Here is a 25,301-nt window from a genome sequence, read left to right as displayed (position 1 = left end):
AGCCCGTAACGATCGTCCGTGAAGCGTGGCGGTCAGTCGCCGAGGTCGGGCGGGGTGGTGGTCAGCAGGCGCGGGTCGGGTTCGGATCCGGCGGTGGCGAGCGCTCCGGCGACGGCTCGGCCGAACTTCAAAAGCCCACGGGGGCTGCGTTTGTCGATTGCGCCGAGCAGCTGTTTCAGGATGGTGAGCTGGTCGAAGTAGATCCGCTCGGTGACGAGGTTCTCGTGTTCGTCGAAGACGAAGTACGCCGTCATTCTGGTGCGGTGCTTGGAGCCGGTCGGCGGGATCTTGCCGAGCGGGCCGAGATGTGTTCCGAGGAGCCAGAATTCGACGACGACCGCGTCGTGGCTGTGACGGAAGGCGATGATCTCGTGGTCCTGGTCGGGGAAGGCGACGCGGGTGTCGCGGTAGTAGTCGCGCACCTCACCGTCGCCGTCGTGGACGAGCATCTGCGCGATCAGCTCGTAGTGCGGGTGCGGGAACGTCGACAAGGTCGCGTCCCAGTCCTGGCGGACTTCGTCGTGGAAGTGATCGAGGACGAGTTTCTCGCGGGCCCGCAACACATCTTCGGGCGGCAGTTCGAATCGTGATGGCACAGAGTCCTCCTCAAAGGCTCGAGTCGTGGGTGATGCGGCCGTGGCTGAAGGTCGGCCGGGTACCGGGATTGGTCCACGCGCCGGTCAGCTCGCTGGACGGGAAGAACTGCAGGAACCGCGAGTCGGCCTGGCTGCGGTCGGCCAGCGTCTTCTCGAGGACGATCGAGTTGTACTGGTCGGCGGTGGTCTCGATCGTGTTCGCGTTGAGCACGACTTCCTGCTGCCACCGCTGCGCCCAGCCCGCCACACCCGGCAGCCGCGAGTGCTCCGGGGTGAGCGCCTCGGCCGCGATCACGTTCTCGCTGCTGACCCAGATCCCGGTCGAGGTGTTGACCACCAGACTCTGGTTGCCGAACACGTGGCCGGGCGTCTTGACGACGGCGACGCCGGGGCCGAGCACGATCGACCCTTCGATGGGCAGGAACGCCTCGGCGGGGACGTCGCGGTAGGCGGCGGGCTGATACCACGGTTTTTGCAGCGGATGCAGTTCGGCCATCGCGGCGAGCTCGTCGCGCTGCACGATCACCTTCGCGTTCGGGAAGATCGCCCGGGGCGTGCCGCCGAGATCGTCCTGATGCGCGGTCGCGCCGATCCAGCGACGCAGGTCTTGGGTGTGCAAGTGGTCGAACATCAGGTAGTCGACCTCGTCCGGCTCGATCCCCAACCGCTCCAGATGCGCGAGCACCGTGCCGTGCTCGCGGACGACCTGTCGTTCGAGGACACGCGGCGTCCGCTGCGACAGGTTGTCGAAATACGGTGTGTACCTGCCGAGTTCGAAGTCCGAAGGCTCGAACAGCAGCGTTCGGCGCCGACCGTCGGAGTCGTGCCAGCGAATCACCAACATTCGGTTGGTGATCGACAGAAACGGCGCGATCGCCCGCGAGGCCCGGAACAAGCCGAACCGCGTCGGATACGGCAGCGTCACCAGATCGCAGGTGGTGACGCTGTCCGGTGTGCCGGTGCTCGGGAACTCACGGCGGAACGACCGTGCCCGTTCACGGGCGAGGCGCAACCGGGCGCCGGGGGTCTCGTCGGCCTTCGCGATATCGGTGAACGTGTCGATGCGGTCCCCGACGGTCGGAAGGTCGGCGACGTCACCCCACGGAAAACGCATTCTGAACTCCAAAATCCACGGTGTGGGTTTTACTGCTGCCGCGAATTTATACCCACGGTGTGGATTTATGCAAGAGGGTGCGGAACAATGACGCCATGACCCAAGCCCCCATCGCCCGCCGCGGACGACCGCCCAAAGGCGCCAGTCAGCTCACCCGAGCGGCGATCGTCGAAGCGACCCTCGAAGTCATCGACGCGGAGGGCGTCGGCGCGGTAGGCATGCGGGCCGTCGCCCGGGTACTCGGCGTCGACCCGAAAAGCCTGTACAACCACGTCGACGGCAAGGACGGACTGCTCGACGCGGTCGCCGAGCACCTGTTGGGTTCGATCGCGCTACCGACCCGCGCGGGCGATCTCCGCGGCGATCTGCGTGCCATCGCCGACGCGTTTCGCGATCGGGCGCTGCTGCACCCGGAAGCCGCCGCCCTGGTTCTGACCCGACAGCTCGCCTCGTTCGAGGGTTTGGCGCCGATCCAATCCGTTCTGGCGATACTGCGCGCCGCGGGCTGCCACCCCGAGGAAGCCGTCCACATGCTGCGGACCGTGCTCGCCGCGCTCATCGGAACCCTACTTCGCGAAGTGAACGCGGGTCCGACCTACGGCACCGACGACGCGGCGGGCATCGCCGCGCGCCGGGCCGCACTCGAGCAGTCGGGACTCCCGGCCGTCGCCGAGGCCGCGCCCTATCTCGCACGGTTCGACAGCCAGGCGGAGTACGACTACGCGATGGATCTCGCGCTCGACGCGGTCGTCGCCCGGCTGGAAAGGGCGCGGCCGCGCTGACGCGAAATCGTTTGGCGCGCTAACCGACCCGCGCCGCTTCGCGGGCGAGGATGCGCTCGCGTTGTTCTTCGAAACGGACGACGTCGCGGGACAGTTTGTCGAGGTACTCGCCGAGTTCTTCCCGGCTGCGTTCACCGCGTGCGGTGAAGTCGTTGCGGTCGAACACGTCCCAGATGCGCAGGACCGGCAACACGACCTCGTCCTGATGCTGGCGCAGATCGTAGATGCCGTGCTTGACCATCATCACCCCGTTGCGGCGCCAGTTCGGCATGCCGGCGCCCGGCATGGCGAAGTACTTCACGACCATGGTCACCGACTCCATCGCCTGGTCCGGCGCGATGTCGAACGCGGCTTTGGCGATGTTGCGATAGAACATCATGTGCAAGTTCTCGTCTGCCGCGATGCGCTGCAGCATCCGGTCGGCGACGGGGTCGTCGCAGACTCGTCCGGTGGTGCGATGGCTGACCCGGGTGGCCAACTCCTGGAACGTCACGTACGCGATCTGATCGCACACACCGCCGAAGCCCGGCGGCGTGTGCACACCGCGGGTCAGATGCACCATCCGGTCGTTCTCCAAGGCGACGGGATCGACAGCGCGGGTGCAGACCAAGTAGTCGCGCATGGCGATGGCGTGGCGGTTCTCCTCGGCGGTCCAGCGGCCGATCCAGGTGCCCCATGCGCCGTCGCGCGAGAAGTTCTCGGAGATCACGCGGTGGTAGGAGGGCAGATTGTCCTCGGTGAGCAGATTCGTGATCATCGCGATCTTGGCGACCTCCGAGAGCCGTGACTGCGCGGGATCCCAATCCTCGCCGCCCATGGCCGCGAAGTTGCGGCCCTCGTCCCACGGAACGTAGTCGTGCGGACACCATTCCTTGGCCGTCGCCAGATGCCGGTCGATATTGGCCGCGACAACCGGTTCCAATTCCGTCAGAAGTTCGAGTTGCGTCAAGTTCCTTGCCATGCAGCGCCTTTCGATTCGGTGGAAAAACCACGGAACGTACCGCTGATCACGCCTCACTGACTGTGCGGGCCTCGCCGTGCACCCACACACCCTAGACCAGTTCCTCGTCGTCGACGATGTTGGACTCGAGGGGAAGGTGGGGCCAATCCGCGAGGTCGGCGAGCATCTGCCGGTCGTGGGTGGCCACGACGACCGCGGCCGGGGTCTCCGACAGCGCGGCGGTGAGTTCGTCGACGAGGGACCCCGAGAGGTGGTTGGTGGGCTCGTCGCAGAGGAGCACCATCGGGCGGGAGGCGAGCTGCATGGCGAGATGGAGTCTGCGTTGCTGCCCTTGGGACAGTCGGCCCACGGGGGTGCGGTGCGATTGCTTGTCCAGCAGGCCTGTCGAGGTCAGCGGTATCGGTTCGACGTCGTGGTGCAACTCGAGCATGCGGATGTGGCGGTCGTAGAGGTCCTGTGCGGTCAGATCGGGCTCCCATGCCGGAACTTCTTGGCCGACAAGGGCGATTCGGGTGGCGGCATGGTGGTGGGTGCTGCCGGTGGACGGCCGCACTTCGCCGGCGAGCACGGCGAGCAGCGTGGATTTGCCCGCGCCGTTGCGACCAGTGACGACGAGCCGTTCGCCCGCATCCAGCGAAAGCGTGACGGGGGAGTCCAATCGTCCTGCCACGGTGATGTCGTCGCAGCGGAGCAGAGGCGTGCCTGGACGGACGGGTAGATCGGGAAACCGCAGTCGCAGGGGCGGTTCGGGCAGCGTGACGGTGTGCGCCTCGAGCTCGGACTGGCGTCGCTTCAGCGCCTGGACCAGACCCGGAGCTCGGGACTGGCGCTGGTGCTTGCCGTGTCCTTTGTCGGGACGCCAACCGGTGCTGAGCCGGTCGCGCGCGCCCGCGACCGCGTCCCGCAGGCGCGCGCGCTCGGCGAGTTGGTCCTCGTACTCCTGTTCCCACCGGTCGCGAGCACGGTGCCGCCCTTCTTGCCACCCGCGTAACCTCCGGCGAAGAGTTGCGGTCGACCGTCCTTGCTCGGGTCGAGATCGAGGAACTCGTCGGCGACGTCGCGCAACAGCGCGCGGTCGTGACTGATGATCGCCAGCCCGCCGGAGTGGCTACGCAGGCGTTCGGTGAGAAAGTCCAATCCGTCCCGGTCGAGGTGATTCGTCGGCTCGTCCAACAGCAGGATGTCGTGTGGGGCGCCCAGCAAACACGCCAATCGAACTCGATAGCGTTGCCCGACAGACAGCGTCGTCAAGGGGCGCTCTCGGTCCGCGCACGCGCGCAGTGCGGCCAGCGCGATGTCGACTCGGCGTTCGGCATCCCAGGCGTCGAGCCGGGTGGCGGCGTCCAACGCGGCCGCGTAGGCGTCGTCGGCTCCCGGCGCGCTGTCCGCGAGCATGATCGTCGCGGTATCCAGCTCCCGTAATGCCCGCGTGGCCGGTTCGATGGTCTCGGCGACGAGCGCGCCGACAGTCTCCTCCGCGCGACAGGGTATGGCCTGCTGAGCGACACCGATCGTTCCGACTCTGCCGACGGTCCCGCCATCCGGTGGCTGCAGTCCAGCGAGCACGTGCAACAGCGTGGTTTTGCCGCGCCCGTTCTCACCGACGATGGCGAGGCGTGAGCGGGTCGACACCGTGAGGGAGACGTCGGCCAGAACTGGTCGCGACCCGAGGGCCACGTGGACCGAGGTCGCTCGGATGTGTGCGTGCGCACCCGCGGGTAGCGGGTCGGTGGACGAAACGTTCTGGTGATTGGTTGTGGACAGGCCGGATCGGCCCGTGAGGGAAGTAGACACTGGTTCTCCGCGGCTCGAGAGGAAGCCGGAACGGCACGATCACCGCCCGGCACGACTACCCGGACGGCGGCGTCAGAAGATTGTGAGAACTCGGATCGCCGCCGTCAGCGGAGCGACCAAGGCTTCATCATCGCGGTGCCTACATACACGCTCGTGACGATATCCGAGTCGCCCACTTGTTGCCAACGAGATTTCGGCCGCCACCACCGCGACACATCGACCGAACCACATCACTGGAGGCTGAACCTCCTCCGGCTCGAGGTTTTCGAGCATGGGAGCTGCAATGTGGCGGCGCGTCGCCGATCTGACGACCGAACCAACCGTGCCGACGTTCTGACCTGGCGTTTAGGGGCGGGTACCTGGCGTCTTTCCGGTGGTATGTCGGCCGGGCCGATTGTGCTGTAACTTACTGGCCGGGAACAGCGTTCACCGCGAGAGCGGTCGACAGTGCTCTCCGAGTGATTCACCTCGAGCAGTGGGAGTATTTGCCGTGGCAGGTCGGCATCGACGGGTACAGAACTCCGGCGCGCGCAACGCCGTCCGACCGATGGTCGGCGCGGGGACGATCGCGCTAGCCGTGGTCTGCGCGGGGACGGCGACCGCGGACCCGACCGGTGCGCCGACCTCGCCGGGAATCACCCAATCCGAGCAGCCGGTGCAACCGGCGGTCGCGCCGGGGACGCCCATCCAGCCCGGTGTCACCACCGAACCGGTCCAGCCGGTCGTGCCGCCCGCGCCGGAGCAGCCGTCTCCAGAACCGCAGGTCGAGCCCGGACTCGACTACGCCGACCCGGTCGAGGAGCCGGAGCCGGTTCCGCAGAGCGCGCCGGAAGCGCCGCAGGAACCACCCGCGCCCGAGGTGGCGCCGCCGCCCACGCTGCGTGTCGGCTCGTTCAGCGCACCGGTTCCGCACGAGGTGCCCGCCGACGTGCTCGCCGGAGTGAACCACGGTGTCGCCGAGTTCGAAGCCCATGTCGCGGCGGCGACGCAGGGCTTCGGCGTCGACGCGCGCCGGGCGGGCAACATCGCGGGCGGCGCGCTGATCGGCGCGGCGATCGCGGGCGTCCCGGCGGCGGTGGTCGGCGGGGTCGGCGGCGGGCTGATCGGCGCCGGCGTCGGAACCATGGCATGCGGGGTGGGAACGGCCGCGGGTGGCGCGGTCGGCGCCGCGGTCGGCGCGGCCGCGCTCGGCATCCCCGCCGCCGCGGTCGGTGGGCTGATCGGCGGCGCGGTGGGTTCGCAACTCGCCTGATCACAAGTGAGCGGCCCGTCGCCGCCGCGCGGGGTGTGGCGGTTGTCGAGATGGGACTTTTCTCGCAGGGGCGTGGGTTGTACGTGGGGCCGATAATGGCTTTCGGGAAGTACAAGCTGCGAAGGAGGACGCGTGACCGACGCGCGGAAGGCGATTCTGGCCGGCGGATGCTTCTGGGGCATGCAGGATCTGATTCGTAAGCAGCCGGGGGTGCTGTCGACGCGGGTCGGCTACACCGGTGGGCGCAACGATCACCCCACGTACCGGAATCATCCGGGGCACGCGGAGGCCGTCGAGATCGTCTACGACCCGGAGCGGACCGACTATCGGGCGCTGCTGGAGTTCTTCTTCCAGATCCACGATCCGACGACGAAGGATCGGCAGGGCAACGACATCGGCACCAGCTACCGATCGGCCATCTTCTATCTGGATGAGGATCAGAAGCGGACGGCGCTCGAGACCATCCTCGACGTCGACGACTCCGGGCTGTGGCCGGGGAAGGTCGTCACCGAGGTGACCCAGGCCAGCGAGTTCTGGGAGGCCGAGCCGGAGCACCAGGACTATCTGGAGCGCTACCCGGACGGATACACCTGCCACTTCCCGCGTCCGGGGTGGAAGCTGCCGAAGCGGCAGACCACGGCGCAGTAGTAGTCCTGCGTCGAGCCGGGCCGGGTTATGAGCTGGCAAACCCAGGCGGGCACCGAAATATGGTGCCCGCCTGCGTCTTGCAGGGGACCCGACCGTTGCCGAATCGCGGCCGGTCTGTCACCCTTGTCGTCATGATCGTTGGAAAGGACGACACCACCGTCATCTGGTGAGTGTCGACTCGCAGCGGGAAGCTGCCGAAATCCGTCGTAAGTGGCTCGGTCGGATGCTGTCCACCGAACCGGCCGATCGTCCAGCCGCCGAAGCGGCGATATCCGAACTCTACGAATTGGTCGGACTCGACCCACCCCGATTCCGTTGGGTCTCTTCGCCGTTGGTCGCGTTGACGACCGGCGAGCCGGGGCGGTCCGGCCAATTGCAGCAGAATATGGGTGGCCTCGCTCACCCCGTACCGCAGGCCCTTTCGTCACTCCGCTTGGAACAATTGCCGCTTGTCGGTGCGACACATCGATTGTTCGAGATGTGGGTGAGCGCGCCGCTGTGGTCGTCGTGGGGCAGCTGCGTGCAGCCCATCATGAACGCGGCGCATGATCGGCCGTCGAGCCTACTGCTGAATTGGCAGGGCGCGTTTCAGGTCGGCTGGCTACCGGCCTGGTCGGAGTGTCTGGTGGGCAGGCGTGACCGTGTGGGGCGGTTGTGGGAATCCTGGGCCGCGACAGCGGCTGCGTGCGGACCGTGGTGGTGGCCGGACGACGGGGTGTGCGTCGTGTCGGACCCACCCGAGACGCTGCGCACCGAGACCGCGGGCGACCTCGACAGGGTGCGACCGCATTGCGCCGACGGCCCCGCCGTGCGCTACCGCGATGGCTGGGAGCTGTACTTCTGGCACGGCACGCGGATTCCCGAGTGGGTGATCACCGCCCCGACCGCCGCCGCCATCGATCGCGAAACCAACATCGAGGTACGGCGTTGCGCCATCGAGAATCTCGGCTGGCCCGCCTATCTCGAGCAGGCCGGGATGCGGCTGCTGGCCACCGCGCCCGACCCGGGTAACCACGGCTCGGAACTGCTCCTCTACGACCTGCCCCGCAATGAACGCGTCTTGGTCGCGGTGAACGGCTCGGTCGAACGCGACGGTACCCGCCGCCGCTACGGACTGACCGTGCCCGGCCATTTCGACGACCCCATCGCCGCGGCCGCCTGGACCTACGGCCTGAGCCGCGCGCAGTACTCCCAGCTCCTCCATCGCACCTGAGGTGATACTCATGACGAATTCCCTTGCCCTCGAACAGCTCGAGCAGTCTCTGCGCATTCCGATCATCGACGGCATGCACGCCCAAGGCGACCTTCTCGTCATTCCCGCGCGAATGGCGGATGAGGTGACTCTTCGAACCGACGCGAGATGGCGCGACGTTCCGCCGAGCGGAATCGAGGTGCTTCGGGGCGCCGCGGGCGGCAACCCGCACACGCTCGTGGCGGAACACGGCACCTGCCTGTGGACGCCCGCGCTCAATGATCCGACCGGCCTGGCGCTGGGGATGTTCGACGCCCTCGGAGTCGCTTATCTGATGCATCCCGAACACGGAGCCACCGGATCCGCACCGGGGTGCTACGTGATTCGTCGCCAGCGCGAGCACGGCAACTACCGGACCCGCCTGGTGGCCGACTGAAAGCTAGCAGGAGCGGCGCGCGCTCACGCGGTGTCGGACATGCCGATTGCGGAATAGTTTAGCGTTGAGATAAATTACTTAGTGCTAAGAGATTCTTGCGACGAGGAGGTTCTGACGATGCGGATCACGGTGTTCGGAGCGGCGGGGGAAGTCGGCCGTCGGGTCGTTGCCGAGGCGCTCGCCCGCGGGCACGAGGTGACGGCGGTGGTGCGCAACCCGGAACGGGCGACGGGCCTACCGGCGGAAGTCGAGGTCCGCGCGGGTGACGCCGCGAAAGTGGACGATGTCGAATCTCTCAGTGCGGGGCAGGATCTGGTCATCACCGCCACCCGGCCCGCGCCCGGCCGGGAAGCCGATCTGCCGGAGACGACGGCGGCGATCCTCGCGGGCGTGGCGCGGACCGGGGTGCGGCTGTTGGTGGTCGGCGGCGCGTCGACGTTGCTCGTTCCCGGCGCCGAGGGGATGACCTTGCACGAGATGCCGGATTTCCCAGCGGAATTGCGCCCGATCGCGCAGGCCTGCGCGGAGCAGCTCGCCGTGTGCCGTGCGGCGCCGACCGCGAACTGGAGCTACCTGAGCCCGCCCGCGGAACTGCTGCCCGGCGAGCGGACCGGTGCCTACCGCCTCGGCGGCGACGAACTGCTCAGCGATCCGGACGGCGTCTCCCGAATCTCCCTGGAGGACTTCGCCGTCGCACTGCTGGACGAGGCGGAGCGCCCAGTGCACGGCGGCGCCAGGTTCACCGTCGCCGCGGCGTGAGAAGTAGTGCCGGGCGTGCGGAGTGGTGCCGGGCGTGCGGAGTGGCGCCGCGGCGTGAGAAGTAGTGTCGCGCGGTGGGATCGGTGCCGAGGCGGCGACTACCTCGGCACCGAATTTCCCTGATCCGCCGCGAATCAGTGGTGTCCGGGCGGTGGCAGCGGCTTGCCGTCCGGGCCCAGCGGCGGCGGGCACGGCTTGCCATCGGCGTCGAGCGGCGGGGGCAGCGGCTTACCGTCGGGACCCAGCGGCGGGGGCAGTGGCTTGCCGTCCACTCCCAGCGGGGGCGGCGGGCAGCCGTTGGCCGGGTGGGACGGGTCGTGGTCATGGTGAGCCGTCGGCGCGAGGTGGGCCAGCGGCTCCGCCGCGACCGGTCCCGCGGTGACCGCGCCGAAGACCGCGAGCGCGGCGGAAACGAGGAGGGTGGCGGTTCGAAGCTTCAATGCGTCGTCCTGTCTCGAAATACGTTGTCCGTCATGGCATTGGACGTCGCACATCGAATTCGGTTCCCTCCGGGCCGAATTTGTGACTGGCGTCACGGTCGCGAGACCTCTATCCCGTGATCTCCCGAATCCGGGCGGCGAACTCCGCGTCGGTTCGCTCGAACGTCTCGCGGATGACGCCGAACAACGTTCGGATCTCATCGACAACCGCTACGTACTCGCCGATCGTGTCGTAGGCACTGCCGGGCCCGCCGAAAGCCTTCTCCCGGAACAACTCCACCAACTCGATCGCCGACCAGAGTCGCGGATTGTCCTCGCCGAGCCCCCAGGCGCCGAGTTCACCGAGCGACTGTGCGTCGTGTCGCGCGCCTGTCAGCGCGTCGGCCAGCTCCTGGCAGGCGCGATCCAGGTCGACGAAGACCTGCGGTTCCAGACGCACTTGTAGCGCACCGGTTCTGGCGCCTTCGATGAATGCCCCGAACGGGCTTGCCACGGCCATAGCGGTCGCCCCTTCCACTGGTTCCGTCGATGAATGAGACGCACTGGCGCCGGAACCGGTTCCATCGAAACACGAATTCGCCCCGGGGATCGCGGAAAGACGCCGCGGCGGCTCAGTCGGCGTCGTGGGCGATGATCACCGGGCAGTCCGCGGAGAGCATCAGCGACTGGCTGGTCGAGCCGAACAACATGCTGGTGAACCCGCCGCGCCCCCGCGTGCCGACCACCAGCAACTGCGCGTCCTCGGAACGTTCGCGCAGCACGCGTTCCGGCCGATCTTTGACGACCTCCCGGTGGATGCGGACGTCGGGAAAGCGCTCCTGCCAGCCCGCGAGGCTCTCGGCCAGCACGTACTCCATGTCGGCGGCGCTCGCCTCCGGGGCCGATCCGTAGCGTTCGGGCAGCTCGACCCCGGTCCAGACGTGCAGGGCGACGACGTCCACCTCCCGCGCCGCCGCCTCGGCCAGCGCGATGCCGATCGCGGGCTCGCTCACCTCGGTGCCGTCCACGCCGACGATCACCGGCCGCGCCCGCACCTCCGGCGAGAGCTCGATGCCCTCGCGTACGACGGCGACCGGGCAGTGCGCGCGCCGCGCCAGCACCGAACTGACCGAACCGAGCAGCGCCCGCCGTAAGGTTCCGCGCTCCCTGGTGCCCACGACGACCATGAGGGCGCCTTCGGTGTGCTGCAGCAGGGTCGGTGTGGTCACCGCCTGCACCAGCTCCGTGCCGACCGCGACACCACCGAATTCCGCCGCGGCCTCCCCGGCCTGCTTGGCGGCGGTGTCGAGCAGCGTCCGGCCGTGCTCGGTGAGCAGCGCGTAATCGGTCGCGGTGAGCGGCTCGGTGGCGCCGGGACCGTAGTCGGCCACCACGTCGACGATGTGCAGCAGGTGTAGCGGCGCCCGACGCCGCGCGGCGGTCTGCGCCGCCCAGATCACCGCCGCCGTCGACCCCGCGGAACCGTCCACGCCCACCAAGACCGCCGGTTTCTCCGCCATGACCGTCTCCTCCCGTGCCGCGCGTATGCCTGACCTCGAGAAAGCCGCGGTGGACCGAAGCCACCTCCCGCGACGATACCGCGCGCGATGGCAGGTGTTCCGGTGTCGAAGATCGCGCTCGCTCAGGAGGACGTGGCCGCGGGCTCCCCGGTCTTCTCCAGCACGGTGGCGACGTGGCGGCGCGGACGCTTCGCGCCCGGCACCCACCAGTTGGCCTCGCCCATCAGCTGCACGAGCGCGGGAACGAGCAACATCCGCACCAAGGTCGCGTCGATGACGAGGGCGATGATCATGCCCAGGCCGAGGAACCGCATCGGCGTCAGCGGCGAGAGCGTGAACGCGCCGGTGACCAGGACGAGCAGCACGGCGGCCGCCGTGATGACGCGTGCGGTCTTGACCGTCCCGATGCGCACCGCCTCGGCGGTGTCCGCGCCGGCGTTGTGCGCCTCGACCATCCGCGAGAGCAGGAACACCTCGTAGTCGGTGGACAGTCCGAAGACCACCGCGATTATCAGCACCAGCATGCCCGCGGCGATCGGCCCGACGCTGACGCCCAGCGGTCCCGCGAGGTGGCCGTCGGCGAAGATCCAGGTGAGCACGCCGAAAGTCGCGGCGAGACTGAGGAACGCCATACCGACCGCCTTGAGCGGCAACATGATCGATCGGAAGGCGGCGAGCAACAGGCCCATGGTCGCCAGCACCATGGCCAGCACCATCAGCGGCATCCGCGCCACGATGGAGTCGACGCTGTCGCGAGTGGCCGCGGTGTCGCCGCCGACCCGAATCACGGTGTCCGGCGGGGGCTCCAGGGCGCGGATGTCGAGCACCGCGGCCGTGGCGGCCTCGCTGCGGTCGGTGGCGGTCAGGAAGACGTGCAGCACCACGAAATCCTCGGCACGCCCGACCTGCAGCACCGAGCGCACGCCGGGCACCTCGCCGAGCGCGCGCAGCGTCTCGTCGACCGCGGCGGCGTTGGGCACCGAGCCGTCCACCCCGCGCAGCACCGCGGTGACACCGCTGCTCGCGGCGGGGAATTCGGCGGTGAGCCGTTCGACCGTCTCGCGCATCGCGTGGCCTTCGGGCAGGGCCCGGTGATCGATGTCGCCGAGCCGGATGCCGCTGAGCGGCGCGGCCAGCGCGAGCAATACCGCGCCCACCGCGATCGTGACCACACCCGGTCTGCGCAGCACGGCGCCGACGACGCGACCCCAGAACCGTTCGGTGCGTTCGGATGTCCGCGCGCGACCGATGCGGGGACCGAACAAGGCGAGCATCGCGGGCAGCACGGTCAGCGAGAGCGCGGCGGCCAGCGCGACGGCCGCGATGGCGCCGAAACCCAAGGAGCGCAACACCGCCTGCGGGAAGACGAAGGTTCCGGCGAACGCGCAGATCAGCAGAAGCGCGGAGAACGCGACGGTGCGGCCCGCGGTCGCGCAGGTGCGTTCGATCGCTTTCGGCACGTCGCGTCCGTCGGCCATCTCCTCGCGGAACCGGTTGACCAGGAACAGCCCGTAGTCGATCGCCATGCCGAGCCCGAGCAGCGAGGCGATGTTGACCGCGAAGGTGCTCACCTCGGTCACTTCGCTCAGCACCCGAATCGCGCCCATCGCACCGGCGACCGCGAGCATGCCGACCACGACGGGCAGCGAGGCCGCCGCGACCCCGCCGAACACCAGCACCAGCACCAGCAGCGTCACCGGCAGCGAGATCGACTCGGCCACCAGCAGATCTCGCTGCGACTGCGCGGTGATCCCGGTGGACACGGCGCTGTAGCCGGACAGTTCGGTCTCGATGCCGGGAACGCGCAGCGCCGCTGCGAGTTTTGGATAGGCGGCGACGCGCTCGGTGTCATCGCCCGCGGTGAACACCACCGCCAGCGCCTGCCGCTCGTCGGGCGAGCGCAGGAAGGTGGTGCGCGGCGGGACGCTGTTCCAGTAGCTTTCGACCGGCCGCGCCAGCAGCGCGGGGTCGATGGCGGCGATCGCCGCGCGCACCCGCGGCCCGATGTCGGCGAGTGTCTGGCCCTCCGGGGCCGTGTAGATCGCCACCACGTCGGGATTCTGCGGGCCGAAGTGCTCGGTGACGAGCCGGTCGACCAGCGCGGACTCGCTGTTCGGGTCGATGAATCCGCCCGCGCTGAGCTGCTCGGCGGCACTCGCACCGAACAACCCGCACAAACCCATGACCACCACCGCGACGCCGAGCACCGTGCGTGGCCGCGCCATCACGAATCTGGCCCACGCGATCATCGCGGACCCGCCCGATGGTCGTCCCCCGGAACGAAAGGATGGGTGTGGCTCATCGGAAACTCCTGTGCCGCAGTGGTTGTGCCGTAGATGCCGGAGTCAGCGCGCCGACGATGCCGCGAGTTCGCGTTCCAAGGTGGCCACGAGGCGATCCAGCAGCGCCTCCAGTCGCTGCTCGACCCCCGCGCCGTTGCGGCACGACACCGTGATCTCCAGCCGCCCACCGGATTCCACGATGCCGAACAGCAGCGGCATCATCCCGCTGTGCTGCGGCAGCACCCGGACGGACACCGGGGTATAGCCGGGCACCGCCATCTCCGTGAGGTCGAAGACGCCCACGTGGGTCACCGTGGCGGAGACGAGATTCCGGCCGAGGCGGGCGCCGACCCAGTTGCCCGCGCGCATCACCCCGCGCACGACCGCGGACGGGAACGCCGTCAGCCCGCCGTTGTCCATCTGGTTGAGCTCGCGGTTCTCCCGGAGGCCAGCGCGCAACTGGTCGTTCACGGACTTCCAGTCGTCGCCGGGGACGACGTCGAGGAACAGCGGCAACGCGAGATTGGCGGTGGACCGCAGCGCGGGGTCGTGCCTGCGCAGGTCGACCGGAATCATGAAGCGAGACTTGGCCTGCGTCGCTTCGGCGAGCACCGCCGCCACACGCGCGACGATGCCCTTGCCGGTCGCGTCGATCGTGCGGTGCCGCAGCAACCAGCGTGACGCGCTCGGGTCCTGCTTGCCGCGCCCGGCCGCCGACGAGAAGAACGGCAGCAGCAGCGAAGGCTTGCCGGGAGCGCCGATGCGCGCGACCAGTTCCGCGTCCGCGACCGGGTCGGGCGCGCCGAACGGCTCGACGCCGCGCAGCGCGCGGAACACGTCGTCCACCCACATGCGCATGCCCATGCCGTCCATCACGCCGTGGAAGGCGCGAAAGACGATGGTCACCGGATCCGCGGTGAGCAGCAGGACTTCACAGGTGCGGTCGGGCGTCGGACCGATCGGGCTGTTGAGGACGGGGTCGTTCTCCAGCTCGGGGTAGGTCAGGGTGTGGCCGTGGACGACCCGCACGGTGGGCGCGAGGCCCGAGTCCACCCATTCGACGCCGTCGCGGACGAGCCGGGAGCCGGGGATGGCCGCCGCGACGGTGTCGACCGCACGCTGGAGTTCGGCGGGGTCCAGCGTGCCCTGCCCGTGCACCGCCACCTGCATCAGGAACGGCGGAGCGAGCTCTCGCGCGGCGAAGTACAGGCGCTCGGTCGGGGTGATGGGACGACGAAAGGTGGTGTCGCTGCTCATGTTTGCCTCCGGGTCAGCGCAAATGCCTGGTCAGTTCGCGGACGCCCCCCTGAGTGTCGAGCCAGGCGAGGAAGCTCGCCAGCCCCGTGGCCCGATCGACGATCGGGCGGTAGCCGAAGTCGCGGGTGGCCGCGCCGGTGTCGTAGGTCGCCGAGCGGGTCATCAGCGCGACCGCGTAGCGGGACAGCGGCGGCGACCAGCGAGTGGACACCGCGGGAATCCGCCAGACGGCCTCGATCACGGCCACCACCGCGTCGAGCACCCGGCGGTTCGGCTGCCTGGTCGGCGGTTGGTAGCCGAGTTCGGTGGCGACCTGCCCGAGGAACTGCCACACGTTCGTCTTCTCGGCGTCGGCGATGAAATACGGCTTGCCGCCGACATTCTCGGTGTCCAGCGCCAGCACGACGGCCTCGACGATGTTGTCGACATGGCACAGCGACGCGTACACCTCGCGTCCGAACGACAGATCCGGCAGCTTGCCTTCGGCGGTGCGGCCGAGCAGCCGCACGATCGGGCCCGACCGGTCGCCCGCGCCCCAGATCGCCCTCGGCCGCAGCGCGCAGGTGGTGAAGCCCGGTGCGTTCGCGGCGAGTACGGCGCGTTCGGCCGCGGCCTTGGTCTCGGAGTAGAGATTCAGGTAGCGGCGCGGGTAGGGGAGGGACTCGTCGATGTCGAGCAGGTCGCCGCCGTGGTAGTCCATCATCGCGCTCGGGCTGGAGATGAACACGAACCGCGACGCCCCACCTCGCTTGGCCGCGTCGAGCAGCCGCTGGGTGGCGCGGACGTTCTCCTCCCAGAACTGCTCGCGGGTGCCGCGTTCGTCGACGCGCGCCGCGCTGTGCACGACCGCGTCGATGCCGCCGGTCGCCTCCACCAGCGACGGCGCGTCGGTGAGATCGCCGTAGACGATCTCCACCCGCTCTCGCGCGTCGCCGAGATCGTTGAGATTGCTGGTGCGCCGCACCAGGATTCGCACGTCGTGCGCTCCGTCGGCCACCAGCCGCCGCACGAGTGCGCCGCCGAGGAAACCCGACGCTCCGGTCACGAGAATCTTCATCGCTCGCCCTCTCGATGATCGCTGGGTAGTCCGTCGCCCGACCCGGCGCCCAAGCTCGCGCCGTACCAGGTCAGGCCGAAGATCTGGGTCAGCACCGCGGTCTTCCACGGTGAATGCCCGGTGCCGCGGGTGGCGCGCAGCGCGACCGGAATCTGCGCCGCGTGCACCACCACGCTGAGAAACGCGTCGATCCACCACACGGCGCGCAGCCACCGGTTGCGCGGCGCCTGTCCGGTGCGCGCCGCGACCAGACCGGCCGCCAGGTAGAGCCAGCCGAGGATCGGAATCGCGCGTAGCGCGGTAGTTTTCATCGTCGCGCCTCGGCTTTCCACTGCTTGTCCGCCCACACCGCGAGCTGTTCACGGCCGATCTTGGCGTTGTGCCGGATGTCCACCGGGAACTTCGGATGCACGAGCACATCGGAGATCGGCTTGGTGAGGTCGAATTCGGTGGCGCGGGTGCGCAATTTCAGCTCGACGGCGGTGCGGTCCGCGCCCGGCTTCAGCTCGACGCACAGCACCGGCCGTTGCGCGCCGCGCTCGCCGACGCCGACCAGCGCCGTGCGGGCCACGCCGGGCACCGTGTTGAAGATCTGCTCGACCTGCACGGTGAACATCGGTCCGTCCGCTGTCACCACCCGCTGACTCTTGCGCCCGCAGAACCAGATTCGGCCCTGTTCATCGATCCAGGCCAGGTCGCCGGTACGGTGCCAGATCCGCGCGCCGTCGACGATCTTGCCTTGGCGGTTCGCCTCCCCCGGCCAGTAGTACTCGGTGCTCACGTTCGGACCCGAGACGACGAGTTCGCCGACGCCCCTTGTCTTCTCGAGTTCACCCGCCAGTTCCTCGGCGTGCGCCCAGGTGGGGATCGGCGCGTCGGTGATGGCCACCAGGCGCGCCTCGACCCGGTCCGACGGCCGCCCGATGCAGGTGCCGTCGCCCTGGTGCGCCCTGGTCACCAAACCATCGAGCAGTTCCCGTGATTCGATGGTGGACATGGGCAGCGCCTCGGTGGAGCCGTAGCCGGCGAAGATGCGCACGTCCTCGGCGAGTACCTCGCGCAGACCGGCGATGCACCAGTCCGGCACCGGCGCGCCGCCGGAGTAGATGCTGCCGAGCGTGGGCAGCGCCGTCGGCTGCTGCTCCAGGTGGCGCAGCAGCGGGATCAGCACCGCGGGGGAGGCGAACATGGTCCGCACCCCGAACTTGGCGATGGCGTCGACCACGTGCGCCGGATCGGTCGAACCGACCTTGCTGGGAATGAGCGGCGGCAGCACGCAGCGCGCACCGAGCAGCAGATCGAGCACGCCGACCAGCGGCAGCGTGATCAGCGAGGTGTCCGGCGGGACGTGGTCGCGCGCGGTGTCGACCTGCTCCACCATCGCGGCGAGATTGCCGTGGGTGAGCTGAACCGCCTTGGCCGGGCCGGTGCTTCCGGTCGTGAAGGCGATGAGCAGCAGGCTCTCCGGGGAGGCCGGGGTCCGCTGCGGCAGCGGCCGCTGCGGGCGGCGGCCCCAGTCCGCCAACCGCTCGCCGCGCCAGAACCACTGCTTGCCGACCGTGACCGCGACGCGCACGCCGCGGAAGCTGTGGCGGAACAGGACGCGCAGCGCGTGCGCCTGCGGGATGCCGATGAACGCCTCGGCGTCCACCGCGCGCAGGCAGCGCAGCATCTTGCCCACACCCATGCCCGGGTCGATGACCACGGGCACGGCGCCGATCTTCAACAACGCGAACATGATCGCGTAGAGCTCGGGGCTCGGCAGCACCAGCACGATGGTGCGGGTGCCGGTGCCGACACCCGAGGCGGTGAGCCGCTCGGCGATCGCGTCCGACCACTCGTCGAGTTCGCGATAGCTGATGTGCCGATAGGCCGGCAGGCCATCGGGATTCTTCCCCTCGGGGTAGATCACCGCTTGGCGGTCCGGCTCCGTGCGCGCGAACGCACGGAACCGGTCGATGGCCTGCCAGTAGTTCCCTTCGGTCACGCGGGCGCCCCGACGAGGGCGGGCAGCCGGTACAGCACCGCCGCCGCCGACGGACCCGCGCCCGCCGCGACGAACAGCACCCGCGTGTGCGCGCCGAGCGTCTCCTGCGCCACCGCGCGGTCGTAGGCCAGCGGCAGCGCGGCGGTGTGCGGGTCGCCGTAGGACAGGTCCGGCGTGCGCACCGAATCCCGGGCGATGCCGAGCGAATCCGCGAGCCGCAGCGGGAATTCCGCGCTCGGTGTGGAGGCGATGAGCACCGTGCCCGACAGGTCGGCGTCGCCGGCCTCGGCGAGCGCCGCCCGCGCGGTCTCCAGCGCGACCTCGAGCAGACGGTCCTCGAAGCCGGGCTCGCGCTCGACGGTCATCAGGCCGCGGCCGACGGTGCCCATGGTGGCGGTGTCGACGTAGGCCTCGATGGCCGGGGTGCCCTCGGCGGTCGCGGTGTGCACGCGGCCGAAGCCCTCGGGCTCGTCGGTCCGCTCCAGCAACAGAGCGGCACCCGCTGTGGCGTAAGGGAATTCGTCGTCGGCAACCGCGCGGGTCAGCGACGGGTGGGTGTCGCCGGAGACGATCAGCACGTGCTCGGCGCTGCCGGTCTCCAGGATGGAGGTGGCCACCTGCACCGCGTTGAGGACGCCGATCGCGCCGTTCATCAGATCGAAGGAGAACGAGGTCGGATCGTCCTTCTGGTACTCCAGGCCGATGCCCGCCGCCTTCTGGATCAGCGCGGACACCGCCGGTTCCACGATGTTCGAATCGCGGTGCACGCCCGCGTTGATCATCACACCGACCTGCTCGGGCTGGATGCCCGCCCGATCCATCGCGCGCTTCGCGGCGCGACCGCTGTGCGTGATGATGCTGTGGGTGTCGCCCGCCCGGCTGACTCCGGTGGACTTGATACGCACGCCCATGTCGATACCTCAGACCTTCAGGGAGGAGATGGTGGTGGACAGGAAGCCGGTCACGACGCCGGAGGCCGCCGGAATCATCAGCAGTTTCGATCCCGCCGGGATGTTCTGATCGCTGAGCTGATCGTGCAGCACGATGAAATGCGAAGTGGTGGAAGTGTTTCCGTACTTGTGGATGACATTGAGGTCCGGCGGCATCGGCGTGCCGAGCTCGCGCGCGGCGATGGCGTTGGCGTACGGGACCGCCGCGGCGCCGAACTGGTGGTGGATGATGTAGTCGAACTGCTCGTCGGCGAAGGTCGTGCCCTGCTTCTCCAGGTAGCTGCCCTGGGTGTTCGGCCAGAGCATGAACCGGGCCTCGTTGTGCATCTTGCGGTTGTCGGTGTAGAGCGCGACGCCCGGGGTCCGGCCGCTGGGCATGCCGAGGCACAGGTGCGAGTGCTCCGAGGCCGTCATCATCTCGATGTAGTGGATCTTGTCGGCGTCGTCGACCGCCTCGTCCAGCACGAGCGCACATCCCGAGTCGCCGACCGACAGCGAGGCGAACTGAAGATCGTATTTCTCGGAAATCTCGTTCACCGCGGTTTCGGAGATCGGCGTAATTGCCTCGCCGCTGACCACCATGCCGTTTCGGACGATGCCCGCGCGGATCATCCGATCCAGGATGTAGGTGCCGGAGAGCATTCCGGCACACGCGTTCGAAATATCGAAAGTGATCGCCTTTCGAGCGCCGACGTGCTTGGCGATCGAGGAGGCGAAAGAGGGCTCCATGTATACCCGGGTACCGTGCTTGCTGCGGGTGATCGAACTGGAGATGATCACGTCGAGATCGGCAGCGGAATACCGTGACCTGGACAGACAGTCCTCAGCGGCCTTGATGGCGAGCGCAAAGGAATCCTCGTAACTTTCCGGACGCGTATCGTGCACCCGGCGTTCCTTGATTCCTGTGATTCGCTCGAGATCGAACGACGGCGGCACCTTCAGCCGCGCGATCAGCTCCTCGGTGGTGACGACTTTCGAGGGCAGATATGCGCCGATGGATTCGAAGCGAGAATGCGACACGTGAGCTCCTGGAAATCGTTGACAGATACGGTTCCGGATCTTCTCTGATCGTCGGTGCGACGGAACACTACCGGAGAGTAACTAGAAATGGGTACGGTCCGAAACGGGAATCCTTCTGGGACAGTTGGCCATTCGAGATAGCCGTATCGTGCAGTGTCACTAACTGGTCACCGTCCGGCTATGGCGGCTCGCTATGGTGGCCGGTAGGGGGCGCCGCACCGTTCTGACACCCGTTTCCGGGCGTGCCGCGCGACGGGGTCGAGCGGCGGCGCGGCGAAGGGCCGTTGTGACGGCGAACAATTCGCTAACGGAGCTTCGGGGTAGCTGGACGGGTCGGCGCGCGGGCGGTGCGCGGGCCCGTGTGAGTGAGTTCACTCGACGGCGCCCGCGCTTGTGCGCGGGAACCATCGGCCGATGCGCCGGGGAGCGCCGACTACGCTCGACCTATCGCGGATGCGGCGCCGCACCCGTCCGCAGGAGATCGGAGGAGCTGTGTGATGACGACCGAGACCGAGCACGTCGATGTACTCATCGTCGGGGCCGGACTGTCCGGCATCGGTGCGGCGTACCACGTGCGGCAGGCGTTTCCCGGGCGCAGCTTCGCCGTCCTGGAGAGCCGCGCGGCCCTCGGCGGGACCTGGGATCTGTTCCGCTACCCCGGAATTCGCTCCGACTCGGACATGTACACCCTCGGCTACCGCTTCCGTCCCTGGCTGGGGGACAAGGCGATCGCCGACGGCCACACGATCCTGGACTACCTACGCGACACCGCGCGCGAGAGCGGCATCGACGAACACATCCGCTACCACCACCGTGTCGTGCGCGCCGAGTGGTCCTCGGCCGACAACCGGTGGACCGTGCGCGCCGAACGCACCGACACGGGCGAGATGGTCACGCTGACCACCGACTTCCTGTGGTGCTGCTCGGGCTACTACCGCTACGACGAGGGCTACACGCCGGACTTCGCGGGCACCGAGCGCTTCGCCGGTCCGATCGTCCATCCGCAGCACTGGCCGGACGAACTGGACGTGGCCGACAAGCACGTCGTGCTCATCGGCAGCGGCGCCACCGCGGTGACGCTCGGCCCCGCGCTGACCGAGCAGGGCGCGCACGTCACCATGCTGCAGCGCTCGCCCAGCTACATCATCTCCGCGCCGGAACGCGACGACCTTGCCCACCGGGCGCGCAAATGGTTGCCCGCCAAGGCGGCCTACGCGGTGGCGCGCGCGAAGAACGTGGCCATCGCGACCGCGATCTACCAGCTGAGCCAGCGCTACCCGGACCGCATGCGGGCCAGGATCCGCGGCTGGCAGCAGCGCTGGCTGCCGCCGGGCTTCGACATCGACACCCACTTCACGCCGAAGTACAACCCGTGGGATCAGCGCCTGTGCCTGGCGCCGAACGGCGATTTCTTCCGCGCCATCCGCAAGGGGCGACTCGACATCGTCACCGATCGCGTCGAGACCTTCACCGAGCGCGGGCTCGCGCTGGCTTCCGGAAACCACCTCGACGCCGACATCGTCATCACCGCAACGGGTTTGAACCTGCTCGCCTTCGGCGGCATGGAGCTCGTGGTGGACGGGACGCCGGTCGACATGGCCGATCACCTCGCCTACAAGGCGATGATGCTGTCCGGGGTGCCGAACTTCGCCTTCGTGATCGGCTACACCAACGCGTCGTGGACGCTCAAGGCGGACTTGGTCAGCGAGTACGTGGTGCGGCTGCTGCGGCACATGGACGCGCACGGCTACGACCGCTGCATGCCGGTGCGCGATCCCTCGGTCGGCAAGGCGCCGCTGTTCACCAATTTCATGCCCGGCTACGTGCTGCGCGCCGCGACCATGTTCCCGATGCAGGGCGATCGCGCGCCGTGGACACTGCGCATGAACTACGTGCGCGATCTGGTCACGTTGCGCCACGGCGCGATCACCGACGGAGCCATGCGATTCGAGCGCGCCGCGCTCCGCGACCGGGTGGCCGCCGAGTAAGGGTGCTGCTGGACGGAGTCCGTCCACGGACCACGCACGGCCGCAGTTCGGAGACCGCCGACCGACCCCGCCGCCGGACTTCGAGACAGGGACTAAGCGTCGGAAGACCTGATCGGCGCGATGGCGGTGAGCAGGCGGGCGGCGTGCTCGTCGAACCGCTCGCGCGGGACGTCGATCGTGCCGTCCAGCCACGGCCGGTACAGGTAGGCCAGCGCACCGAAGATCGCGTTCGCGTTGAGCACGCTGTCGAGGTGGTCCGGTCCGGGTTCGCGGTAGTCGCCCGCGCCGATGGTCATGGCGATGGGCGCGGTGAACAGTTCGATGAGTTCGTCGCCGCGCTGCGCGAGCACGGGGGTGGACTGCGACTCCACGAACATGATCCGGCCGCGCCGCCGATCCTCGGTCAGATAGTCGGTGAAGGCCGCGACGACGTGGCGGAACATCGCCTCGCGTTCGATCGGCGCCTCGGTCAGCGCGTCGAGCAGGTGGTCCCGCGCGCCGACGACCACCGTCTCCAGCACGGTGGTGAGCAGCGCGTCCAGATTCGGGAAGCTCTCGTAGAAGTAGCGCTCGGTCAGTCCGGCCTGCCTGCACACCCCGCGCATGGAGATCTCGGACGCGCCGACGGTCGCCATCAATTCGGCGGCGGCTTCGACGAGTTGTGTTCTGCGCGTGGCGATTCGCTCGGCGGGGGCCAGCCCGCGCCAGTTGCGCATACGGGCGAAGGATTCGTCGGAATCGGCGACCATCCCTCGATCCTCTCATGCCCGAACAGGCCCCGGCGGGGGTCGACTTCCGGCCTCGGGCCGTATCAGGGAGGCGTCGGCGCTTCGGGGAAGAGATTCGGGATGTCGAGGGCGTATTCGATGTCGGCGCGGGTGCCGAGCGTGGTCAGCAGGACGCGGATCATGGTGAGCCGCGCGGCGTCGACGGTCTCGGCGTCGGGTTCGGCGCCGGGCGCGGTGCCCGCGGAGATGCGGTAGACGACGTATTCGCAGACGTGCAGCGCGGCGTCCAGATCGAGCGGCGAGGGCACCGGCCTGCCCAGCTCGGTGAACGTCTCGCGGACGGTCGCGCGGATGTCGTCGAGCGCGCGCTCGCGATAGGCGGAGACCGGCGAGGCCGGATCGTGCAGTTCGGCGAACAGCGGGCGCAGCATGGGGCCGTGGCCGCGGGCCCAGTCCAGGTAGGCGTCGATGAGCCGGATGCCGAGCTCGACGGGTTCGTCGGTGCCGGTGAGCGCGGCGCGGATCCCGCCGACCAAGCCCTCGTTGGACGCGGCCAGCAACACGTGCAGCGGTTCGGCGGCGTTGCCGAAGTACCGGTAGAACGTCGGCCGCGCCAATCCGGCCTGCTCGATGATCTGCGCGACGCTCAGGCCGCGAGAACCGTTGCGGGTGAACACTTCCGCGGTCGCGAGCACGATCCTGGCTTTGACCTCCTCGGCCTGCTCCTTGGTCTGCGGCGGGCGGCCGCGGCGGGTCGGCGCGTCAGCGGGCATGGTGAGGCCTCACAGCTGGATGGCGGGCATGTCTGTGCTGCACAACGGAGAGCTTGACACGGGACGCGTCACGAGGATTAATCTAACACCACTGTTCAGTAAATGCTCTGGACGCGAGCATCCGAATCCGTCCCACGAGAGGGCCGACAATGACGACCGCCCCGAAGCTGGCCGAACCGGCCGCACTGCCCGCCGACCTGGTGCGGCCGCTGCTCGAGCACGCCGTCGCGGGCGGCGCCCCAGCGGTCGAGGTCTTCGCGCCCGCGACCGGGCGGTTCGTCACCGAGCTGCCGCAGTCCGGCACCGACGACATCGAGCGCGCCTTCGCCACGGCGCGGGCCGCGCAGCGCGAATGGGCCCAGCGTCCGGTGCGCGAGCGCGCCGCCGTGCTGCGCCGCTTCCACGACATCGTGCTCGCCGAGCAGGACGCCATCCTCGACATCGTGCAGACCGAGACCGGCAAGTCCCGCGCGCACGCCTTCGACGAGGTCGGCGATGTCGCGGTGAATGCCAGGTACTACGCCTCGGTCGCCGAGAAGCTGCTGGCGACCCGCAAGCCGCGCGGCGTGCTGCCGGTCCTCACCCAGGTCGATGTCCGGAACCGGCCCAAGGGCGTCGTCGCGGTGATCTCGCCGTGGAACTACCCGCTCGCCTTGGCCGCCTCCGACGCGCTGCCCGCCCTCGTCGCGGGCAACGCCGTGGTCGCACGGCCGGACAACCAGACCGCGCTGACCGCACTGTGGGCCATCGACGCCGCCGTGCGCGCCGGACTGCCGCGCGGCTTGTGGCAGGCGGTGCTGGGACGCGGTTCGGTGATCGGCGGCGAGGTCATCGCGCGCGCCGACTACGTCGACTACACCGGCTCCAGCGCCACCGGCCGCACCATCGCCCAGCAGGCGGGCGAGCGGTTGATCGGCTACTCGCTGGAACTGGGCGGCAAGAACCCGCTGCTGGTGCTGGCCGACGCCGACGTGTCCCGGGCCGCCAAAGTCGCCGTCCGCGCCTGCTTCTCCTCGGCGGGACAGCTGTGCGAATCCATGGAGCGCGTCTACGTGCACGAGGCGGTCTACGACCGGTTCGTCACCGAATTCGTCGCGAATGTGCGCTCGATCGAGCTGGGCGCGCAGCTGAACTACGCCAGCGACATGGGCTCGCTGACCTTCCAGCGTCAGCTGGACACCGTGCGCGCGCACGTCGACGACGCGGTGGCCAAGGGTGCGCGGGTGCTCGCGGGCGGCCGTGCGCGCCCCGACCTCGGTCCCTTCTTCTACGAGCCGACCGTGCTCGCCGACGTGCGCCCCGGCATGACCGTCTACCGCGAGGAGACCTTCGGCCCGGTGGTCTCGGTCTACCGCGTCGGCAGCGACGAGGAGGCCATCGAGGCGGCCAACGACACCGCCTACGGCCTCAACGCCAGCGTGTGGACCAAGGACGCGGCGCGCGGCCGGGCGGTGGCCGCCCGCATCAACGCCGGATCGGTGAACGTCAACGAGGGCTTCATCGCCGCGTGGGGCAGCGCCGACGCGCCGTCCGGCGGGCTCGGTATCTCCGGCACCGGACGGCGGCACGGCCCCGAGGGCCTGCTCAAGTACATCGACACCCAGACCATCGCGGTGCAGCGCGTGCTGCCGATCGCGCCGCTGCCCGGGATGTCGGAGGAGCTGTGGGCCAAGACCATGACGCTCTACTTCAACGTCATGAAGGCGCTGCGACAGAAGTAGGCGGCGCCGAGAAACCGCCGTCGTCACGAGCGACGTCACCGGAAACGAACGCAGGGATAGGGAAC

23 protein-coding genes and 1 pseudogene are annotated in these 25,301 nt (G+C 68.9%); 8 read left to right on the top strand and 16 right to left on the bottom strand.

Annotated features, from left to right (window positions below):
* Nucleotides 1-32 precede the first annotated feature (32 nt).
* Both T333_RS23350 and T333_RS23345 read right to left on the bottom strand, forming a co-directional pair.
* Complete coding sequence (locus T333_RS23350; protein WP_357248766.1) at nt 33-596, bottom strand: ester cyclase; 564 nt, start codon at nt 594-596, stop codon at nt 33-35.
* Nucleotides 597-606: 10 nt separating this feature from the next.
* Nucleotides 607-1,710 carry an MBL fold metallo-hydrolase gene (locus T333_RS23345; protein ID WP_357248769.1) on the bottom strand — a complete coding sequence of 368 codons (1,104 nt, stop codon included), beginning with the start codon at nt 1,708-1,710 and terminating at the stop codon, nt 607-609.
* A gap of 95 nt (nt 1,711-1,805) precedes the next feature.
* On the opposite strand from T333_RS23345, the gene T333_RS23340 reads away from it, so the two are divergent.
* The gene (locus T333_RS23340; RefSeq protein ID WP_496425840.1) at nt 1,806-2,492 is read left to right on the top strand and encodes a TetR/AcrR family transcriptional regulator; all 687 of its coding nucleotides are present in this window, start codon (nt 1,806-1,808) and stop codon (nt 2,490-2,492) included.
* Between the two features lie 19 nt (nt 2,493-2,511).
* Here the strand turns inward: T333_RS23340 and T333_RS23335 are convergent, their stop codons facing one another.
* Nucleotides 2,512-3,453: an acyl-ACP desaturase gene (locus T333_RS23335; RefSeq protein ID WP_355002419.1), complete on the bottom strand. Its 942-nt coding sequence runs from the start codon at nt 3,451-3,453 to the stop codon at nt 2,512-2,514.
* A 91-nt stretch (nt 3,454-3,544) separates the two neighbouring features.
* Nucleotides 3,545-5,217, bottom strand: a pseudogene (locus T333_RS23330) (ABC-F family ATP-binding cassette domain-containing protein).
* A 520-nt stretch (nt 5,218-5,737) separates the two neighbouring features.
* On the opposite strand from T333_RS23330, the gene T333_RS23325 reads away from it, so the two are divergent.
* From T333_RS23325 to T333_RS23305, 5 genes are all read left to right on the top strand, one after another.
* Complete coding sequence (locus tag T333_RS23325; protein ID WP_355002421.1) at nt 5,738-6,499, top strand: hypothetical protein; 762 nt, start codon at nt 5,738-5,740, stop codon at nt 6,497-6,499.
* A gap of 132 nt (nt 6,500-6,631) precedes the next feature.
* Nucleotides 6,632-7,147, top strand: a complete 516-nt coding sequence (gene msrA, locus T333_RS23320) for a peptide-methionine (S)-S-oxide reductase MsrA (protein WP_355002422.1) — start codon at nt 6,632-6,634, stop codon at nt 7,145-7,147.
* A gap of 223 nt (nt 7,148-7,370) precedes the next feature.
* Complete coding sequence (locus T333_RS23315) at nt 7,371-8,360, top strand: DUF6745 domain-containing protein (protein ID WP_496426119.1); 990 nt, start codon at nt 7,371-7,373, stop codon at nt 8,358-8,360.
* A 10-nt stretch (nt 8,361-8,370) separates the two neighbouring features.
* A complete protein-coding gene (locus tag T333_RS23310; protein WP_355002424.1) occupies nt 8,371-8,775 on the top strand; it encodes a DUF8820 family protein in 405 nt (134 codons plus the stop codon).
* A 117-nt stretch (nt 8,776-8,892) separates the two neighbouring features.
* Nucleotides 8,893-9,534: an NAD(P)-dependent oxidoreductase gene (locus T333_RS23305; RefSeq protein ID WP_355002425.1), complete on the top strand. Its 642-nt coding sequence runs from the start codon at nt 8,893-8,895 to the stop codon at nt 9,532-9,534.
* A gap of 134 nt (nt 9,535-9,668) precedes the next feature.
* On the opposite strand, the gene T333_RS23300 is transcribed toward T333_RS23305, so the two are convergent.
* The 10 genes from T333_RS23300 to T333_RS23255 all read right to left on the bottom strand — a co-directional run bounded on the left by T333_RS23300 (nt 9,669) and on the right by T333_RS23255 (nt 20,026).
* Entirely contained in the window at nt 9,669-9,974 is a 306-nt protein-coding gene (locus tag T333_RS23300) for a hypothetical protein (protein ID WP_496425839.1), read from the bottom strand.
* A 109-nt stretch (nt 9,975-10,083) separates the two neighbouring features.
* Entirely contained in the window at nt 10,084-10,473 is a 390-nt protein-coding gene (locus T333_RS23295; RefSeq protein ID WP_355002427.1) for a hypothetical protein, read from the bottom strand.
* A 112-nt stretch (nt 10,474-10,585) separates the two neighbouring features.
* Nucleotides 10,586-11,473 (bottom strand): universal stress protein, encoded by an 888-nt coding sequence (locus T333_RS23290; RefSeq protein ID WP_357248786.1) that lies wholly within the window; start codon nt 11,471-11,473, stop codon nt 10,586-10,588.
* Nucleotides 11,474-11,595: 122 nt separating this feature from the next.
* Nucleotides 11,596-13,722 (bottom strand): MMPL family transporter, encoded by a 2,127-nt coding sequence (locus tag T333_RS23285; RefSeq protein ID WP_496425838.1) that lies wholly within the window; start codon nt 13,720-13,722, stop codon nt 11,596-11,598.
* Between the two features lie 96 nt (nt 13,723-13,818).
* Nucleotides 13,819-15,012 carry a peptide synthetase gene (locus tag T333_RS23280; RefSeq protein WP_496425837.1) on the bottom strand — a complete coding sequence of 398 codons (1,194 nt, stop codon included), beginning with the start codon at nt 15,010-15,012 and terminating at the stop codon, nt 13,819-13,821.
* A 13-nt stretch (nt 15,013-15,025) separates the two neighbouring features.
* Nucleotides 15,026-16,069: an NAD-dependent epimerase/dehydratase family protein gene (locus tag T333_RS23275; RefSeq protein ID WP_496425836.1), complete on the bottom strand. Its 1,044-nt coding sequence runs from the start codon at nt 16,067-16,069 to the stop codon at nt 15,026-15,028.
* A complete protein-coding gene (locus T333_RS23270; protein ID WP_357248795.1) occupies nt 16,066-16,380 on the bottom strand; it encodes a hypothetical protein in 315 nt (104 codons plus the stop codon). Before T333_RS23270 ends, T333_RS23275 begins: the two co-directional genes overlap by 4 nt.
* A complete protein-coding gene (locus tag T333_RS23265) occupies nt 16,377-18,056 on the bottom strand; it encodes a fatty acid CoA ligase family protein (protein WP_357248798.1) in 1,680 nt (559 codons plus the stop codon). Before T333_RS23265 ends, T333_RS23270 begins: the two co-directional genes overlap by 4 nt.
* On the bottom strand, nt 18,053-18,967 hold the full coding sequence (locus tag T333_RS23260; protein WP_496425835.1) for a 3-oxoacyl-[acyl-carrier-protein] synthase III C-terminal domain-containing protein: 915 nt from the start codon (nt 18,965-18,967) through the stop codon (nt 18,053-18,055). Before T333_RS23260 ends, T333_RS23265 begins: the two co-directional genes overlap by 4 nt.
* Before the next feature lie 9 nt (nt 18,968-18,976).
* Entirely contained in the window at nt 18,977-20,026 is a 1,050-nt protein-coding gene (locus T333_RS23255) for a 3-oxoacyl-ACP synthase III family protein (RefSeq protein WP_496425834.1), read from the bottom strand.
* 497 nt (nt 20,027-20,523) lie between these two features.
* On the opposite strand from T333_RS23255, the gene T333_RS23250 reads away from it, so the two are divergent.
* On the top strand, nt 20,524-22,014 hold the full coding sequence (locus T333_RS23250; RefSeq protein WP_496425833.1) for a flavin-containing monooxygenase: 1,491 nt from the start codon (nt 20,524-20,526) through the stop codon (nt 22,012-22,014).
* A 92-nt stretch (nt 22,015-22,106) separates the two neighbouring features.
* Here the strand turns inward: T333_RS23250 and T333_RS23245 are convergent, their stop codons facing one another.
* Complete coding sequence (locus tag T333_RS23245) at nt 22,107-22,763, bottom strand: TetR/AcrR family transcriptional regulator (protein WP_355002437.1); 657 nt, start codon at nt 22,761-22,763, stop codon at nt 22,107-22,109.
* A 62-nt stretch (nt 22,764-22,825) separates the two neighbouring features.
* A complete protein-coding gene (locus T333_RS23240) occupies nt 22,826-23,515 on the bottom strand; it encodes a TetR/AcrR family transcriptional regulator (RefSeq protein WP_355002438.1) in 690 nt (229 codons plus the stop codon).
* 149 nt (nt 23,516-23,664) lie between these two features.
* Here T333_RS23240 and T333_RS23235 point away from each other — a divergent pair, with 149 nt between their 5' ends.
* Nucleotides 23,665-25,236, top strand: coding sequence for a succinic semialdehyde dehydrogenase (locus tag T333_RS23235; RefSeq protein ID WP_355002439.1), 1,572 nt, complete (start codon nt 23,665-23,667; stop codon nt 25,234-25,236).
* Nucleotides 25,237-25,301: the final 65 nt, after the last annotated feature.

The organism is Nocardia sp. CNS-044 (genome assembly GCF_059570515.1).
Note: the sequence above shows the minus strand (reverse complement) of the source record. Positions and strands in the feature narration are given on the sequence as shown.